The 18158-nt window shown below is 61.6% G+C and carries 12 protein-coding genes; all 12 read left to right on the top strand.

Going from position 1 to position 18158, the window contains the following annotated elements:
- Positions 1 to 11: 11 nt before the first annotated feature.
- Positions 12 to 1298, top strand: coding sequence for a flagellar assembly peptidoglycan hydrolase FlgJ (gene flgJ / locus AC1DU9_RS08615; protein WP_477809994.1), 1287 nt, complete (start codon positions 12 to 14; stop codon positions 1296 to 1298).
- A 23-nt stretch (positions 1299 to 1321) separates the two neighbouring features.
- Positions 1322 to 3367 carry a flagellar hook-associated protein FlgK gene (gene flgK / locus AC1DU9_RS08620; RefSeq protein ID WP_223461308.1) on the top strand — a complete coding sequence of 682 codons (2046 nt, stop codon included), beginning with the start codon at positions 1322 to 1324 and terminating at the stop codon, positions 3365 to 3367.
- Between the two features lie 13 nt (positions 3368 to 3380).
- Positions 3381 to 4952, top strand: coding sequence for a flagellar hook-associated protein 3 (locus AC1DU9_RS08625; RefSeq protein WP_223461310.1), 1572 nt, complete (start codon positions 3381 to 3383; stop codon positions 4950 to 4952).
- A 115-nt stretch (positions 4953 to 5067) separates the two neighbouring features.
- Positions 5068 to 8661: a glycosyltransferase gene (locus AC1DU9_RS08630; protein WP_477809995.1), complete on the top strand. Its 3594-nt coding sequence runs from the start codon at positions 5068 to 5070 to the stop codon at positions 8659 to 8661.
- Positions 8662 to 8938: 277 nt separating this feature from the next.
- A complete protein-coding gene (gene rfbF, locus AC1DU9_RS08635; RefSeq protein WP_223461314.1) occupies positions 8939 to 9712 on the top strand; it encodes a glucose-1-phosphate cytidylyltransferase in 774 nt (257 codons plus the stop codon).
- Positions 9694 to 10776, top strand: coding sequence for a CDP-glucose 4,6-dehydratase (gene rfbG, locus AC1DU9_RS08640; RefSeq protein WP_223461316.1), 1083 nt, complete (start codon positions 9694 to 9696; stop codon positions 10774 to 10776). Before rfbF ends, rfbG begins: the two co-directional genes overlap by 19 nt.
- Positions 10773 to 11333 (top strand): dTDP-4-dehydrorhamnose 3,5-epimerase family protein, encoded by a 561-nt coding sequence (locus AC1DU9_RS08645; RefSeq protein ID WP_223461319.1) that lies wholly within the window; start codon positions 10773 to 10775, stop codon positions 11331 to 11333. The genes rfbG and AC1DU9_RS08645 overlap by 4 nt, the downstream gene beginning before the upstream one ends.
- The gene (locus AC1DU9_RS08650) at positions 11330 to 12556 is read left to right on the top strand and encodes a class I SAM-dependent methyltransferase (protein WP_223461321.1); all 1227 of its coding nucleotides are present in this window, start codon (positions 11330 to 11332) and stop codon (positions 12554 to 12556) included. Before AC1DU9_RS08645 ends, AC1DU9_RS08650 begins: the two co-directional genes overlap by 4 nt.
- On the top strand, positions 12553 to 13674 hold the full coding sequence (locus AC1DU9_RS08655; protein WP_223461323.1) for a DegT/DnrJ/EryC1/StrS family aminotransferase: 1122 nt from the start codon (positions 12553 to 12555) through the stop codon (positions 13672 to 13674). Before AC1DU9_RS08650 ends, AC1DU9_RS08655 begins: the two co-directional genes overlap by 4 nt.
- The gene (locus AC1DU9_RS08660; protein WP_223461325.1) at positions 13671 to 14336 is read left to right on the top strand and encodes an acetyltransferase; all 666 of its coding nucleotides are present in this window, start codon (positions 13671 to 13673) and stop codon (positions 14334 to 14336) included. The genes AC1DU9_RS08655 and AC1DU9_RS08660 overlap by 4 nt, the downstream gene beginning before the upstream one ends.
- A 30-nt stretch (positions 14337 to 14366) precedes the next feature.
- Entirely contained in the window at positions 14367 to 15095 is a 729-nt protein-coding gene (locus AC1DU9_RS08665; protein ID WP_223461327.1) for a cephalosporin hydroxylase family protein, read from the top strand.
- Between the two features lie 52 nt (positions 15096 to 15147).
- A complete protein-coding gene (locus AC1DU9_RS08670) occupies positions 15148 to 18072 on the top strand; it encodes a TIGR00180 family glycosyltransferase (RefSeq protein ID WP_223461329.1) in 2925 nt (974 codons plus the stop codon).
- The last annotated feature ends 86 nt before the right edge of the window (positions 18073 to 18158 follow it).

Below are 18158 nucleotides of genomic sequence, written 5' to 3' on the forward strand. Positions count from 1 at the left end.
GGACGGCCATCGTGGATATGCGCAAGAGCGGTCTGGTCAGCAGCAGCGATTCGGGCTCCTATTCGGACCTCAATCGTCTGAGTCAGCTCAAGGTCGGCGACAAGAACAGCGACGGCAACATGCGCAAGGTGGCGCAGGAGTTCGAATCGCTGTTCCTCGGTGAGATGTTCAAGTCGATGCGCTCGGCCACTGAAGCGCTGGGGCAGGACAATCCGCTGAACACGCCGGCGGCCAAGCAGTATCAGGAAATGTACGACCAGCAACTGGCCGTTTCCATGTCCCGCGAGGGCGGTGGTATCGGCCTGGCTGACGTGTTGATGCGCCAGATGTCGAAGAACAAGCCATTGGCGCCGGGCGAGGCGGCCGCCGCGTCGCTGGCCAGGCAAGAGGCAGCCAGGACAGCCGTGCAAACGCCGGTGGCGGCAGGCACGGTCGCAATCAACGGGCCGCTGTCGCGAGTCAATGGACAGCGTCCATTGTGGGCTTCGCGATCGGTTCATGCGTCGCAGGAAGCAGGCGAGGGTGCTCATCGCAATGACATGGCGCTGATCAATCAGCGGCGCTTGGCTCTGCCGCCGAAATTGGCAGATCGGTTGTTGGCCGGGTTGGTGCCTTCGGCGACGACCGCCGCAGTAACAGTCAACGCAACCCAATTGCCGCAACGCACGACCACCACCGGTACCGGTCCGTTGTACAACGGCGACTGGCTGGCCAGCGCGCAGCAAGCCTCCAGCGGCGGCATGCAGATCTACGGTCGCGCCATGGCGCAGATTCCTCTGGCGCCGGCGAAGAAAGCCTTCAGTTCCGCCGACCAGTTCGTCAACACCATGTTGCCGATGGCCAGGGAAGCTGCGGCCCGGATCGGTGTCGACCCACGTTACCTGGTGGCCCAGGCGGCCCTGGAAACCGGTTGGGGCAAGTCGGTCATGCGCCAGCAGGATGGCAGCAGCAGCCACAACCTGTTCGGCATCAAGGCCGGCACTAGCTGGCAGGGCAATTCGGCGCGGGCGATCACCAGCGAATTCAGGGACGGGCAGATGGTCAAGGAGACGGCCGAGTTCCGCTCCTACGACTCCTACAAGGACAGTTTCCATGACCTTGTGACTTTGCTGCAGACCAATAATCGCTATCAAGATGTCGTGAAGTCGGCCGATAACCCAGAACAGTTTGTACGCGAGTTGCAGAAGGCCGGTTACGCAACCGACCCGGACTACGCAAGCAAGATTTCGCAGATAGCCAGGCAGATGACGAGTTACCAGAACTACGCTGCGGCAGGCGTTTCCACCACGCCTTTATAGGCACAAGGTATAAGGTCTGAATCATGAGTTTGCTCAATATCGGGATGTCGGGGCTCAGTGCTGGCCATAACTCGTTGGTGACGACCGGCAACAACATTGCCAACGTCGACACCGCCGGGTACTCGCGCCAGCAGTCTGTGCAGAGCACCAAAGGCTCGATTCAGTACGGCAACGTGTTTATCGGCACCGGCACGACGCTGGCCGATGTGCGCCGCGTGTATAACACCTACCTCGATTCGCAGCTGCGTACCGCAACTTCGCTCAACAGTGAAGCCGCGTCGTACAACGCTCAGGCCACACCGCTGGACGCCACGCTTTCCGATACCAATACCGGGCTGACCGGTGTGCTGCAAAAGTTCTTCACGTCGATGCAGGGCGTTGCGACGTCGGCCACCGACGACACGTCGCGCCAGTCGGTGCTGACCGGTGCCCAGGCTCTGTCCAGCCGCTTCAATTCGATTGCCAAGCAGTTGAATGACCAGAACACCAACCTGAATGGCAATCTTGGGGACATGGCGGACCAGGTGAACAAGCTGTCCTCCAAGATTGCCACGCTCAACCAGAAGATTTCCGAACTCTCCACCGGCACCAACCAGCCAAACGACCTGCTGGACTCGCGCAACGAAGCCGTGCGCCAACTGTCCGAGCTGGTCGGTACCCAGGTGGTCGAGCGTGGCAACAGCTACGACATCTACATCGGCAGCGGTCAGCCACTGGTGGTCGGCAACACCACCAATACGCTGCAAACCGTACCGGGCAAGGATGATCCATCGCGCATGGCGCTGCAGCTCAACCGTGGCTCCAGCACCATCGACGTGACCTCGGTGGTCAGCGGCGGTGAGATCGGTGGCCTGCTGACTTACCGCAAGGAAGTGCTCGACCCTTCGCTCAATGAGCTGGGGCGCGTGGCGCTGGTGGTGGCCGACCAGATCAACAGCCAGCAGGCGCAAGGGATCGACAAGAACGGTGATTTCGGCGCGGCGATCTTCAACAACATCAACAGTGCCGCCCTGGTCAGTCAGCGCAGCATTGCGGCGGCGGGCAACAGTGCCGGCTCCGGCAACCTGGATGTCACCATCAAGGACACCGGCAAGCTGACCACCAGCGACTATCAGGTGACGTTCACCAGCGCCACCGACTACACCGTCAAGCGCTCTGACGGCACCGACATGGGCGCGTTCAGCACCACGACGACCCCGGTCCCGGTGATCGACGGCTTCAGCCTGAGCCTCAATGGCGGTGCGTTGAGCGCCGGCGATTCGTTCAAGGTGACACCGACCCGCGGCGCGGCGGCCAGTATCCAGACCGTGCTCAGCGACCCGAAAAAAATCGCTGCCGCAGCACCCTTGACCGGCGTGACCAGTGCCAACAACACCGGCACCTACACCCAGCCGACGCTGACCAGCACCATCGATATCTACAACCCGGCGGCCCAGGCAGAAATGCAGACCGCGCTCAAGTACTCGACGCCGGTCAAGCTGGTGTTCGGGACGGCCAGCGGCGGTAGCCAGAGCTACAACATGGTCGATGCCAAGGGCAACTCGATCGGCACCGGCAACATCGTTCCCGGCCAGAGCAACACCCTGAACCTGAAAGTGGGCATGGTCGATGCCAGCGGTGCGCCGGTCATGGACACCAGTGTCACCCCGGCCGTGCAGAAGACCTTCACCGTGCAAACCACGGTCGGCGCCACGCCTGCCAGCGGCGAAAGCTTCACCATCAACCTGACCGGCGCGGCGTCTTCGGACAACCGCAACGCCCAGGCACTGGTCGGTCTGCAAACCAGGCAGACCGTAGACACCGGCACGGCGAGCAAGGGCATCAGCCTGACCGATGCCTACAACAAGCTGGTGACCAACGTCGGCGCCAAGGCTGCCCAGGGCAAGTCCGACAGCGACGCTACCACGGCGATCCTGGACAACGCCAAAGGGGCGCGGGATTCGAACTCAGGGGTCGACCTGGATGAAGAAACCGGCAACCTGGTCAAGTACCAGCAGTACTACACCGCGTCTTCGCAGATCATCAAGGCTGCGCAGGAAATTTTCACCACGCTGATCAACAGCCTTTAAGGAGTCGTAATTCATGCGCATTTCCACCGCCCAGTATTACGAAATCACCGCTGCCAACTACCAGCGCAACTTCAACAAGGCCATCGCTACCAGCAACGAAGCCAGCAGCCTGACCCGCATCAACACCGCCGCCGATGATCCGATCGGCGCCGGTCGTTTGCTGGAGCTGGGTCAGCAGAGCGCGATGCTTGAACAGTACGGCACCAACATCGACACCACCAAGAATGCGTTGAGCCTGCAGGAAACGACGCTCGACTCCATCGGTACTGCTTTGCAGCGCGCCAAGGAACTGGCCCTCGCCGCCAGCAACGGCATTGCCACCGACGCGGACCGCAAGGCTTATGCGTCGGAGTTGGGCCAGATCCAGCAACAAGTGCTGGGCCTGATGAACGCCAAGGATGCCAACGGCAACTATGTGTTCTCCGGTTCGAAAACCGACACCGCGCCTTACTCGCAGAACTCGGACGGCACCTACAGCTACAACGGTGACCAGACCACCATCGACCTTGGCATTGGCGATGGCATGACGGTCGGGACCAACACCACTGGCTGGAGTGCGTTCCAGCAGACCATCAACACCAGTCGCACCCAGACCACCATGACCGCGCCGGCGGTGGATGACGGTCGCGTGGTGTTGTCCAACGGCACGGTCGGCACCAGCTCTACCTACAACGCAAAGTTCACGGGCGGCCAGCCCTACACCGTCAGTTTCCTCAGCAGCACCCAATTGAAGATCACCGACTCGCTGGGCAACGACGTGACTGCCGAAGCCAGTCAGAACGGCCTGATCAGCAACTCCAACGGTGCCAACCAGACGGTCAGTTTCCGTGGCGTCGACCTGAAGCTGAACATCAACCTCAAACCCGGTGATACCAACCCGGATGCGGTGATCGCCGGTCACAGCTTCAATCTGTCTTCCACGTCGGACACCTTCAACACCTCGCGCAGCGCCGGTAACCCGTCGACCGCGGTCATCACCGGTTCCAGCGTGACCAACCCGACGGATTACACCAACGCCTTCCCGTCGGGCGGGGCGATCCTCAAGTTCACCAGCGCCACCAATTTCGACCTGTATGCCGCGCCGATCACTGCCGACAGCAAGCCGGTGTCGTCGGGCACCGTAGCCGGCGGCAACGCCACTGCTGCGGGTGTGACGTTTGCCCTGGGCGGTGGCGCCCCGGCGTCCGGCGACCAGTTCGTGATTCAGTCCAACAACCATCAGACCCAGAACGTGCTCGACACTCTGGGCCAGATGATCGCCGCGCTGAACACGCCAATCGATGGCGACCCGGTGGCCAAGCAGAAATTTCTGGGCACCATGGAGTCGGGAATGGGCAACATCGACAGTGCGGCCAACCAGATCGGCTCGGCCATCACCACGATAGGTGCTCGCGGTCAGGCGCTGGATAACCAGGCTGCGACCAACGAGAGCCTGACCCTGGCGAACAAAGCGAGCCAGTCGTCGATTCGCGATTCGGACCCGGCCGAAGTCATGACTCGCCTGACCTTGCAGCAGACCATGTTGCAGGCGGCGCAGCTGGCATTCAGCAAGATTTCCCAGCTGGGCCTGTTCAACAAGATCTGACGGTGGTCGGGCGCGCAGGTGCCCGATAGCCTTGCCCCTTCAGTATTTATCGTCTTTTTTGCGGTAACAAAGGGCTCGCTTTTCAGGGCGGGCTCGCGCCGCCTGTGAGCCCGCCGTGAATTCACTTCCGCTTGTCAGCCTGGTCATTCCCGCCTTCAATCCTCGCTTTTTCAGTCGTGCCTTGCACACGGCTGTGAACCAGAGCTACGGCAATCTGGAGATCATCGTTTGCGATGACAGTCGCGGTCACGAGATCGAAGACTTCGTGGCTTCGGTGGTTGAGCAGGGCGCGACCGTGCGCTATGTGCGTAACCCGCGCACCCTGGGGCTGGTGGGTAACCTGCAAGCCTGCCTGGAAGTGGCGCAAGGCGAGTACATCAAGATTCTGTGTGATGACGATCAGTTGTTCTCGGCCTGCATCGAGCGTCAGGCCCAGGTGCTGATCGATTGTGCCGACGTCAATCTGGTCGTGGCCCAGCGCCTGCTCTGGGATGCCGACGACATGCCACTGCCGTCGCGCCTCGAAAACACTCCGCTGTCCCCGGTGGGCGGAGTGTTCAAGGGCGAGGACCTGCTGGCGATCTTCGAAAACTTCCCGGTCAACATCCTCGGCGGCTTCAGCAACGCGATGTTCCGGCGGGCTGACGTGCTCGAGCTGTTCCCGGCACTGACGCAGCCCGGCCATTGCTTCGTCGCGACCCTCGACTTTGCCTTGTACGTCTGCCTGATGCGGCGCGGCAATCTGGCGGTGTCCAATCATGTGCTCGGCGTCGAGCGCCTGTACCCCGAACGTCTGAGCAGCCAGCAGTCGATGAAAGACGCGGCCGAAACCGAGCGGCAATGGCTGTCGCAGATGCTCAAGGCCCGTGGCGGCGAATCTGCGCCGGCCCAGGGCTGGGTGCGCTATGTGCCACTGACGAAAGTGGACGAGTCACCGCGGGTTTGGGAAGAGTTGCCGCTGAGCAGGACCCTGGGCACCAAGCAGACCACCCAGGATTGGCATGTCGGCATCGCCAGTGTCAGTTTTGCGCAACTGTATGCCCAGTGGCTGGCGTGCCGCACGCTTACCGACGGTCAGCGCGAGTTGCTGACGGATACGCTGGAGGCTTGGCCATCCAGACCCAAAATCGTTCCGGTCATCATCGACGAGCAAGGCAGCCGTTCGGCGCTGGAGCTTACCCTGCAATCGCTGGCGGATCAGGATTACGCCCCTGAACTGACACTGGTGCTGTCGGCATCTTGCACTGAAGCCGAGCTGGACGAGCGAGTCTTCCGCTTGCCGTTGCAGGACGACTGGCAGCAGCAGATCAACACCCTGTTGCCGCAACTGGAGGGCATTGGCTGGTTCTATCTGCTGCGCGCCGGTGATCGCCTGGTGGCGCCGGCATTGCTGGTCATGGCCGAGCGGATTGCGTTGTCGCGCACGCTGACCTGCCTGTACAGCGACGAAGGTGGGCTGCATCAGGGTGAGTCGGCCGAGCCTGCGTTCAAACCGGATTTCAACCTGGACCTCATGCGCAGCTATCCCTACGTGGGGCGAGCGTTGGCATTCGAGCGCGAGCAATTCCTGGCGCTGGGCGGGTTCGATTCGGCGTACGGCGAACTGGCGCCTCACGATGTGTTGTGGCGCATGGTCGAGAGTGCTGGCACGCACGTGGTCGGGCACATTTCGGAGGTGCTGCTGGAGTCGGCGTTCGACCTGGCCAAATGGCTGTCGCAGGCGCAAGTGATGGACACCAATCCGCGGTTGCTCGAGGCACACTTGCAGCGCCTGGGAGTCGCCCACGACATTCGTGAGGGCAGTTCGGCGCTGCTCAATCGAGTCGACTATCGGCATGCTGATCGGCCGCTGGTGTCGATCGTGATCGTCAGCAAGGACCAGACCCTGGCATTGCAACGTTGTGTCGAGAGTCTGTTGGAGAAAACGGCCTACGGCGAATACGAGTTGCTGTTGGTGGACAGCGGCAGCGAGAGCGCCGAGGCGCTTGACTGGTTCGCCGGCATGGCGCAATTGGGCAGCGAGCGGATCCGGGTGCTGCGCTGCGAGTTGCAGGGTAATGCGGCGGCGGTGCGCAATTTCGCCGCGCAGCAGGCCGCTGGCGACTACGTTCTGATGCTCAACCCCTACACGGTGATCACCCAGGGCGAATGGCTGGGCGAGCTGCTCAATCATGCGCAACGTCCGGAAGTCGGCGTGGTAGGCGCCAAGCTGTTCAACCCCGATGGCCGCGTGCTGCATGCCGGCCTGATACTCGGGTTGCAAGGGCCGGCCGGGGTGCCGTTCCATGGTGAGACGCTGCACGCAGCGGGCTACATGTACCGCTTGCAGGTCGCTCACAATTTCAGTGCGGTCGGCGGCGATTGCCTGATGGTGCGCAAGTCTGTCTTTGATGCAGTCGGTGGCCTGGATGAACWGGACCTGGCGCAGTCCCTCAACGAAGTGGACCTGTGTTTGCGCGTCGGTCAGGAAGGTTATCTGGTGGTCTGGACGCCTCACGCGCAACTGGCATTGGGTGCGCAGCCGGCGGTGGTTGCGCAAGAGGGTGACCAGGCCCGGAGCGAGCAGGAGCAGGAAGCTTTCTATAAACGCTGGCTGCCGATAGTGGCCCGTGATCCGGCCTACAACGCCAACCTGGCGCTGCAAGGTTTGGGTGGGGCGAGCTTCAGTCTCGAGCCCGGCCTGCGCTCCGGTTGGAGCCCGTTTTCCAAGGCTCAGCTGCCGAAGATTCTCGCGTTGCCGGTCAATGCGTCCGCCATCGGCCATTACCGGGTCACGCAACCGCTGATCGAGCTGGAGGCCGCCGGCAGGGCGCACGGACGCATTCATTACAACCTGCCGACCATCATCGAAGTCGAGCGTCATTCGCCTGACGTGATCATCCTGCAGGGGCGCTATTCCGAAGGTCCGATCAACGAAATCCCGAGCCTGCAAAAATACTCCAGCGCGCGACGTATTTATGAGCTCGATGACTTCGTGATCAACGTTCCGCACCGCAATGCGCATATCCGCAATATGCCGGGCAAGGACGAAATGGAAAAACTGGTGCGGCGCGCCATCGGCATGTGCGATCGCGTGGTGGTCTCCACCGAACCGCTGGGTAATGCGCTGTCGGACATGCATCACGACATTCGCGTAGTGCCCAACATGTTGGCCTCGCACTTGTGGACCGATCTGCGCAGTCAGCGCCGCACGTCGAAAAAGCCCCGGGTCGGTTGGGGCGGCGGCACCAGTCACCACGGTGACCTGGCGGTGATCGCCGATGTGGTTCGCGAACTGGCCAATGAAGTCGACTGGGTGTTCTTCGGCATGTGCCCGGACGATCTGCGCCCGTACATGCATGAGTTTCATGGGGTGATCGGGCTGGACGTCTACCCGGCCAAGCTGGCCAGCCTGAACCTGGATCTGGCATTGGCGCCGTTGGAGTTCCACATTTTCAACGACTGCAAGAGCAACCTGCGCTTGCTGGAGTATGGCGCTTGCGGTTACCCGGTGATCTGCACCGACACCGAGGCCTATCGCGGCTACCTGCCGTGCACCCGGATCAAGACCAACTCTACGGATGAATGGCTGCAAGCGATCCGCATGCACCTGGCCGATCCGGACGCCAGCTATCGCATGGGTGATGAGTTGCGCGAGATCGTGCTGCGTGACTACGTGCTGCGCGGCGACAATTTACGCTACTGGGAAAATGGCTGGCTGGCGGACTGACAGTCCGCAACCATCCCGACCGGGCAGGCGACGCTGAGTCGCCTGCCTTTTTTTTGCCGCCAGACTTTGCGACTTGGCTCGAAGTGGCCGCTGCGCTTTGCCCGGTAGCGGATTGAAATAGCTGGCGCGTTTCCTGCAAGTCCCCCTCATATCGCCATAAAACGAGCACTTCCGGTGAGCCCGGACGTGCCCTGAACGGCGGCAGGTTTAACCCGGATGGCCCGAAAAAGCTTGATACAGCTTGGCTGAGCCCTGTGACGAACAAGAGAGGAAGGGGATGAAGGCAGTTATTTTGGCGGGTGGCCTGGGTACGCGGATCAGCGAGGAGTCGCACCTCAAGCCCAAGCCAATGATCGAGGTCGGCGGCAAGCCAATTCTCTGGCACATCATGAAACAGTACTCCGCTCACGGGATCCACGATTTCGTGATCTGCCTTGGCTACAAGGGCTATGCGATCAAGGACTTCTTCGCCAACTACTTTCTGCATACCTCCGACGTCACGTTCGACATGCGTAACAACCGCATGGATGTTCACCAGAACTACAGCGAGCCATGGCGCGTCACGCTGATCGACACAGGGGAAGAGACCATGACCGGCGGCCGTTTACGCCGCGCCCGACGCTACCTCGAAGACGAACAGGCGTTCTGCTTTACCTACGGTGACGGCGTGTCGGACCTCAATATCGGTGCATTGGTGGATTTCCATCTCAAGCACGGAAAGCTGGCGACCGTCACCGCGGTACAACCACCCGGCCGGTATGGCGCGCTCAATCGCGATGGTGACAAAGTCCTGGGTTTCACCGAAAAGCCACGCGGTGATGGTGGCTGGATCAACGGCGGGTTCTTCGTCCTCTCGCCCAAGGTGTTGCCGCTGATCGAAGGCGACGAGACCTCGTGGGAGTCCGGGCCGCTGGATGGTCTGGCCGAGCGCGACGAGCTCATGGCGTTCCAGCACGATGGTTTCTGGCAACCGATGGACACCTTGCGTGACAAAAACCACCTCGAGGCGTTGTGGCAGAGCGGGGAGGCCCCATGGAAGCAATGGGACTGAGCCCGCAATTCTGGCGCGGCAAGCGGGTGCTGGTCACCGGCCACACCGGTTTCAAGGGCAGTTGGCTGACGTTGTGGCTGCAAAGCCTGGGTGCCGAAGTCAGCGGGTTTTCCCTCGACCCGTCCACCGAGCCGAGTCTGTTCGAACTGGCGCGGGTGCATGAAGGCATCAATGATCAGCGCGGCGACTTGCGTGACCTGGGCGCTTTGCTGGAACTGATCGCCGAGACCCGGCCGGAAATTGTCCTGCACCTGGCGGCACAGCCGCTGGTGCGCGAAGGTTATCGCGACCCGTTGGGCACGTACTCCAGCAACGTCATGGGCACCCTCAACCTGCTCGAAGCAATCCGTCAGGTCGGCGGCGTGCGTGCTTGTGTGCTGGTGACCACTGACAAGGTCTACGCCAATCAGGAATGGCTGTGGCCGTACCGCGAAAACGAAGCGCTGGGCGGTCACGATCCCTACAGCAGCAGCAAGGCGTGCTGCGAATTGCTCGCGCAATCCTATGCCGCCTCATTCTTTGCGCCTGAAAAGCATGCCGAGCATGGTCTGGCGTTGGCCACGGCGCGTGCCGGCAACGTACTCGGTGGTGGCGATTTCGCCCCGGAGCGGTTGATTCCCGACGTGCTGCGGGCATGGTCGGCGGACGAGCCCGTGACCTTGCGCTATCCGCTGGCAGTGCGCCCGTGGCAGCACGCACTGGAACCGCTGGCCGGTTATCTGCAACTGGCTGCCGGGCTGTATGAGCAAGGTCCGGAATTCGCCGGAGCGTGGAACTTCGGCCCGAGTGAGGCAGATATGTGCAGCGTCGGCGAAGTGGTCGAGTTGCTCGCCAATCGTTGGCCTCAAGCGCGGGGTCTGCGGATCGAACCGAGTGACCTGCATGAAGCAGGCCTGCTGCGCCTGGACAGCAGTCGCGCTCGTCAATTGCTGGCCTGGAAACCCCGCTGGTCGTTGCAGCAATGCCTGACTCAGACCCTGGATTGGCATTTGGCGTGGCAGACCGGTGACGACATGCGCACGGTCACCCTGCAGCAGCTCAACCTGTACCGAGGCGCGTTGTGAGCGAGTTTCTGTTGAAGGTGCTGCCGTTGAACGGGTTGTTCAGCGTCCAGCACAAACGCTTCGAGGACGAGCGCGGGCACTTTTCCCGGTTGTTTTGCGAGGGCAGCCTCAGTGCGTTTGGCCAGGCGTTTCATATCCGCCAGATCAATCACTCCTGCACCCGCGAACGCGGCAGCGTGCGTGGCCTGCATTACCAGAATGCCCGCGCGCCGGAAGCCAAGTTGATCACCTGCCTGCGCGGTGAAGTCTGGGATGTCGCGGTGGATTTGCGCCCCGACTCCGAGACCTTCCTGCACTGGCACGCCGAACACTTGCGTGCCGGCGATGGCCGCAGCCTGTTGATTCCGGCCGGGTTCGCCCATGGCTTCCAGACCCTGAGCGCCGACGCCGAGCTGCTTTACCTGCACAGCAACGACTACACGCCGGAACACGAAGGTGGTTTGTCGGTGCTCGATCCACGGCTGGCGATTGCCTGGCCATTGCCTGTCAATAATCTGTCGGTGCGCGATGCCAGTCATCCAGCGCTCGATGAACACTTCGCCGGAGTGCGTCTATGAACTGCCGTGGTTGCGCCACTGCGCTGACCCTGCCGCTGATCGACCTGGGCACCTCGCCGCCGTCCAATGCCTACGTGCGGGTCGACCAGCTGGAACAGGCTGAACAATGGGTGCCGCTGAAGGTTGCCGTGTGCCAGCAATGCTGGCTGGTGCAAACCGAGGATTACACCAGCGCCGACAGCCTGTTCGATGCCGAGTACGCCTATTTCAGTTCGTTCTCCAGCACCTGGCTGGCCCATGCCGAGCGTTATGTGGCCGAGATGGTCGAACGCTTCGGCCTGAACGCCGACAGCCATGTGGTGGAAGTCGCCGCCAACGACGGTTACCTGTTGCAGTACGTGGCCAGGCGCGGCATCCCTTGCCTGGGCGTCGAGCCGACCCGCAGCACCGCGCAAGCGGCGCGGGAAAAAGGCCTGGAGATTCGTGAACTGTTTTTCGGTCGCGACACCGCCGCGCAGTTGAAAAGCGAAGGCTGGGGCGCCGACCTGATGGCTGCCAACAACGTGCTGGCGCATGTGCCGGACATCAACGATTTTCTCGGTGGTTTTGCGACCCAGCTCAAACCGACCGGCGTGGCAACGTTTGAGTTTCCGCAACTGCTGACCCTAATGGCCGGCCAGCAGTTCGACACGCTGTACCACGAGCACTATTCCTATCTGTCGTTGACCTCCGTGCAAACCCTCTGCGCGCGCAACGGCCTTGAAGTGTTCGACGTCAGCCAGTTGCCGACCCATGGCGGCTCGCTGCGGGTGTTCGTGCAGCGCATGGACGGCGAACGCCGTGAAGTGCTGCCGGCGGTGCAACAGCAGTTGCAGGCCGAACTCGCCGCTGGGGTGAAAACCCCCGAGTACTACGCGACCCTCGCCCCGGCGGCCGAACGCATCAAGCACGAACTGCTGCGCTTCCTGTTGCAGGCCAAGGCTGACGGTAAGCGTGTGGTCGGCTACGGCGCCGCCGCCAAGGGCAATACCTTACTCAACTACGCGGGGGTCAAGCCGGACCTGCTGGCCTGGGTGGCCGATGCCAACCCGCACAAGCAAGGCAAATACCTGCCCGGTAGCCGCATTCCGATCGTGTCGCCGGCCCGGATCGACATCGAAAAACCGGACTACGTGCTGGTACTGCCGTGGAACCTGCTGGATGAGATCACCCAGGCTTTTGCCGGCATCCGTGCATGGGACGGTCGTTTTGTCATTGCCATTCCCGAGTTGATCATTCGATGAGCCGAATTCATTACACCAAACCCAGTGTCGGCGAGCTGGAAGCTGACTACGTACTCGATGCCGTCCGCCATGGTTGGGGAGAGCGCTGCTACGAGTACCTGACGCGCTTCGAAAAGTCCTTTGCCGAGCACGTGGGTGCGACGTACGCGATTGCCACGTCCAGTTGCACCGGTGCGCTGCACATGGGCATGGCGGCGCTGGGCATCGGTGCCGGCGATGAGGTGATCCTCGCCGATACCAACTGGATCGCCTCGGCCGCGCCCATTACCTATCTGGGCGCGACGCCGGTGTTCGTCGACGTGCTGGCCGACAGTTGGTGCCTCGACCCGCAGCAGGTTCGCCAGGCGATCACCCCACGAACCAAAGCGATTCTGGCGGTGCACCTCTACGGCAATCTCTGCGACATGGATGCGTTGCTGGCCATCGGTCGCGAGTTTGGCCTGCCGGTCATCGAAGACGCCGCCGAGGCGATTGGCTCGCAGTGGCGCGGTCAGGCCGCCGGTTCGCTGGGGGCGTTCGGCGCGTTTTCCTTTCACGGCACCAAGACCATGACCACCGGCGAAGGCGGGATCTTCGTGACGTCGGACAAGGCCCTGTATGACCGCGTACTGACCCTGTCCAATCATGGCCGGGTGGCGGGCAGCAGCAAACAGTTCTGGCCGCATTTCCTCGGTTTCAAATACAAGATGAGCAACCTGCAAGCGGCCGTCGGTTGCGCACAGGTCGAGCGGATCGACGAGTTGATCGAGCGCAAGCGTGCGATCTTCGCCCACTACGCCGAGGCGCTGGCGTCGTTGCCGGGCTTGTCCATGAACCCTGAGCCCGAACATGCGCGCAACGGTTACTGGATGCCCACCGTGGTCTTTGACCGCGAGCTGGGGATCACGCGGGAGATGTTGATCGCCGCCTTCCAGGCCGCCGATATCGATGCGCGGGTGTTCTTCTGGCCGCTGTCGTCCTTGCCGATGTTCAGCGAACTGACGGCTGACTCGCCCGTGGCGCATGCACTGCCGGAGCGCGCGATCAATCTGCCGAGTTACCACGACATGACCGATGACGATCAGCACCGGGTCATCGAGGTGCTGCGCGCGCTGGTACTCAAAAGGACCCGGCTATGAAGGTTTACCTGCTGGGGGCGGCCAATCCTGAAGCGGTACGGATGATCCTCACCCTGCAACGCAGCCAGCCGGACGTGCAGTTCGCCTTTCTCGATAACGATCCGGCCAAGCAAGGCACGCTGTTTCATGGCGTGCCGGTGGTGGGTGGTACCGACAAGGTGGCCGAGCTGAAAGGCCCCGACACACGCTTTGTCAATTTGATCACCGGCAGCACGGCGCTGCGTTACCGGACCACCTGCGAGATCGTCGAGGCCGGTGGCACCCTGGGCAACTTCATCCACCCGGGCATCGATCTGACGATGATCACCATGGGCGTCGGCACCTATCTGCAAGAGGGCGTGATCCTGCAGGCGCAAGTCAGCCTGGGTGACAACACCAGTATCAGTGCCGGCAGCGTCGTCGGGCATGAAGGGCAGGTCGGCCATTCGGTGTTCATGGCACCGGGTGTCTGCATTGCCGGTTGTGTCGAGATCGGTGACGGCACCTTCATCGGCACCAACGCCACGATCCTGCCGCGATTGCGCATCGGTCGTTGGGTCACCATCGGTGCGGGCGCCGTGGTGACCAGGGACGTTCCAGACTATGCGGTTGTGGTGGGCAGCCCCGCCAGGACCATCAAGACCAATCCTGCTTCCTTTCAAGACGGTCGGGTTTTCAAGTAACCACCGCGACTAATTTCCGGAGAGTCTGTAATGAATCCTCATGAGCAGTTTCGTGAAGAAGTAAAAGAGAACATCGAAGGCCTGCAACAGGACAAAGCCTTGCAAGCCACCTCGCTGGATTGGGTTGGCACCACCGCCAAACATAAGTACACCTACAACTTCAGCTGGATGGGCCGCCCGATCATTCAGTTTCCCCAGGACATGGTCGCCATGCAGGAGATCATCTGGGCGCTGCGGCCGGACATCATCGTCGAGACCGGTATCGCCCACGGCGGCTCGCTGGTGTTTTACGCCTCGATGCTGGAGCTGATCGGCCATGGCGAAGTGCTGGGCGTCGACATCGATATCCGCCAGCACAACCGTGAGGCAATCGAAGCGCACCCGATGAGCAAGCGGATCCGGATGATCCAGGGTTCGAGTATCAATCCGGCGATTGTCGAACAGGTTCGCCAGCGCGTCGAAGGCAAGAAAGTGCTGGTGGTTCTGGACTCCAACCACACCCACGAGCACGTACTCGAAGAGCTGCGGGCCTATGCGCCGATGACCTCGGTGGGCAGCTACTGCGTGGTGATGGATACCGTGGTGGAAGACATGCCCGAAGACGCCTTCCCGGACCGCCCGTGGGGCAAGGGCGACAACCCGAAAACCGCGGTATGGGCCTACCTGGAAGAAAACCGCGACTTTGAAATCGACCAGGCCATTCACAGCAAGCTGCTGATCACCGTCGCGCCGGATGGCTATTTGCGTCGCGTGCGGTAATCGACAAGACATCGTTGGGTTTTTTCGGCGATACGCCGTTGTGGGGAAAGGTATGCAAGGCAGGAACAATTCTGGACACGGGTTGGCACTCAACGAACAGTTGACCGTGGTGCTGATGTCTCACGAGCGGCCGGCATTTTTGCGCCGGGCGGTACGTTTCTACAGTGGCTTGCCTTGCAGGATTCTGGTGCTGGACTCTTCGAACGAAGGCCAGCCAAGCCTGGCCGGGCAGTTTGAAAATGTGGATTACCAGCATGTCCCGCAGTTTGGCTACTGGGGCGTTCGCGCCAAGCTGGCCTTTGGCGTGGAGCAAGTGACCACGCCGTTCATGGTGTTCGCCGCCGACGATGACTTCCATGTGCATGACGCCCTGCGCGCAGCCGTGGCGTTCATGGAGGCCAATCCCGACTACGGCCTGTGCCACGGTTACAGCATGATGTACCTGTCGCAACCCAACAGCGTCAGCTACTTTCGGCGTGACAAAAAGGTCTGCGAAGACTATTCGTCCGAGCACGCCGAGGAGCGTGTGCTCGATTACATGCACCAGTACCTGCCACCTTTTTATGCCGTACAACGCACCGACCTGGTACGTGACTGGTATCAGGTGATGCCTCAGGATACGTCCTTCCAATGGCAGGAAATCGGTCACACGTATTACATGCTGGCGCGGGGCAAGGCGCGGATTCTGCCGATCCCGTATGTCGTGCGTGAGATGAACTACGGGTATTCGGACCACAACACCGAGATCTTCCACACGCTGGCTCATACCGATGCCAGGACGGTCGCCGAGCGCGAGGCCTTTGCCGATTTCCTCTTCGGGCTGCCGACTCAAGTTCAAAACGAAGACCCGGAGCAAGGCCGGCAGTTCGCGCTGCAAAGCTTTGAAGCCCTGGCCGATAGCTTGCGCACCGGTCGCGCACTGACCACCGAGCTGATTATCGAGTCCGCCTGGACGAGCGTCGAGAAAGGCCCTGTGCGCCGATTCGGCCCCAAGCAGTACGTCGAAATGCCGTTCTACAATCAGCAGTTTTTCGATCAGTTGACTCAGTTCGAATTCCTGTTGCATGCCATGCCGGCCGGTCGTGTTCAGTTGGCAGGCCTGGAGGGTATCTGGACCCGTCAGCAGAACCTGATGCTCGCGCGTAACAATGATACGCCGGAAAGTGTGGTCGACCGTTTGTGGCAGGCCCACGACAGCAACGTGTTCAATCGCGCGGTGGTCAAGCGTCTGGTGGCTCAGCTGGAGCTGCTGGGCGAAGACGAAGAGGCGCAGACTCTGCGCGACTGGGCGGCACGTCTTGAGGCGGTGTCGGTCGAGGGTAATCGTGCGACGTTCGACAAGATGCTCTCCGGTCGTTTGCTCAAGTGGCTTGCGCCCCGTCAGCCCGATGCCCATGAGGCCGAGTCGATTGCCCAACACCTGGCGGCCAACGACGGTGGCCCGCAGTTCGGGATTTTCCTGCTGGACCTGGATAACGATATCGACAAGCTGCAGGTCAGCCTCGACAGCCTGCTCGAAGGCCACAGCAAGGCGTTCAAAATCGTGGTCTTCACCACCGGTGAAGCGCCGGCGGCGACCACGGCGCAGAACACCCTGCACTTTGTCCGGGTTACCCAAAGCAACTACGTCGACAAACTGAACCAGAGCGCGCGTCAGTCGACGTGCGACTGGCTGCTGCTGGCTGAAGCCGGCGACGAGTTCACCGCCGGTGGTCTGTTGCGTGCCAGCCTGGAATTGCTCGCCGCGGCAGACTGTCGCGCCGTCGCCACCGACGAAATCCAGCGCACCGCCGAAGGCGCACTGATGGACGTGTTCCGCCCTGGCTTCAATCTTGACTTGCTGCAAAGCCTGCCGGCCTTGATGGCGCGTCACTGGCTGATCCGGCGGGAAGTGTTCATGGAAGTCGGCGGCTACCAGCCTGACTTCAGCAAGGCCCTGGAGTTCGACTTGCTGCTGCGTATCATCGAGCAGGGCGGCCTCAACGGGCTGGCCCACCTGGACGAACCGTTGCTGATCAGCCGGGCACCGGTGCTGGAAGAAAACGCCGATGAGCGCCTGGCGTTGCTGCGCCACTTGGGCAATCGTGGCTACAAGGCCAAGATCACGTCGGCAGTGCCTGGCACTTATCAGATTGACTACCGCCACACCGAGCGCCCGCTGGTGTCGATCATATTGCCGGCCGGGGACGACCTGGCTGCGCTGCAACAGTGCCTGCAAGCTGTGTTGCTGCGTACCCGCTACATCCAGTACGAAGTGCTGATCGCACTCAATCCGAATCAGTCGGCCGAGGTCAATGACTGGCTGGGTACTTACCAGCATCCGAAAGTCAGCGTGCTGCGTGCCGACCGGACCCTGAGCGATGCGGCGTTGTACAACGCGGCCAGCCAGCAGGCGCAGGGCGAGTACCTGGTGCTGTTGGCCGCCGACAGTGAAGTGGTCAACCCGAACTGGCTCGAGTCGCTGCTCAATCACGCCCAGCGTCCGGAAGTCGGGGTGGTCGGTCCCAAGTTGATCGACCGCGACGGCAAGGTCACCCAGGCCGGGCTGATTCTCGGCATGAACGGTGGTGTGGGCTCAGCATTTGTCGGTGAAAAACACGACGCCGAAGGTTACCTGCACCGGTTGGCGCTGGAGCAGAACTACTCGGCGGTGTCGAAGGTGTGCCTGATGGTGCGTAAAGCGTTGTTCGACGAACTGGACGGTCTCGATAGCGTGACCTTCGCCGACGGCTTGAGCGACGTCGACCTGTGCCTGCGGGCCGGACAGGCCGGTTACCTCACCGTTTGGACACCGCTGGTACAGGTCATTCATTCGGGTGCCGTGCCACAGGTGCCGCAGGCCCTCGATGCGCTGCGTGACAAGTGGGCGGCAGCCTTTGCCCAGGACCAGGCCTATAACGCCAATCTGGCCTTGAGCGGCAAGGGCTTTGCCCTGGGCGAAAGTGCTTCGGTGAACTGGGCGCAGATGCTCGGCTAGGCCCGGCGAAAAGGTATAAGGGATTCAAGGCATGCACAACGGTATTTCGATTTTCATTGCAGGCCGGACCGGTTCGTTCGGGCGTC

The organism is Pseudomonas sp. P4_C1, assembly GCF_056402155.1.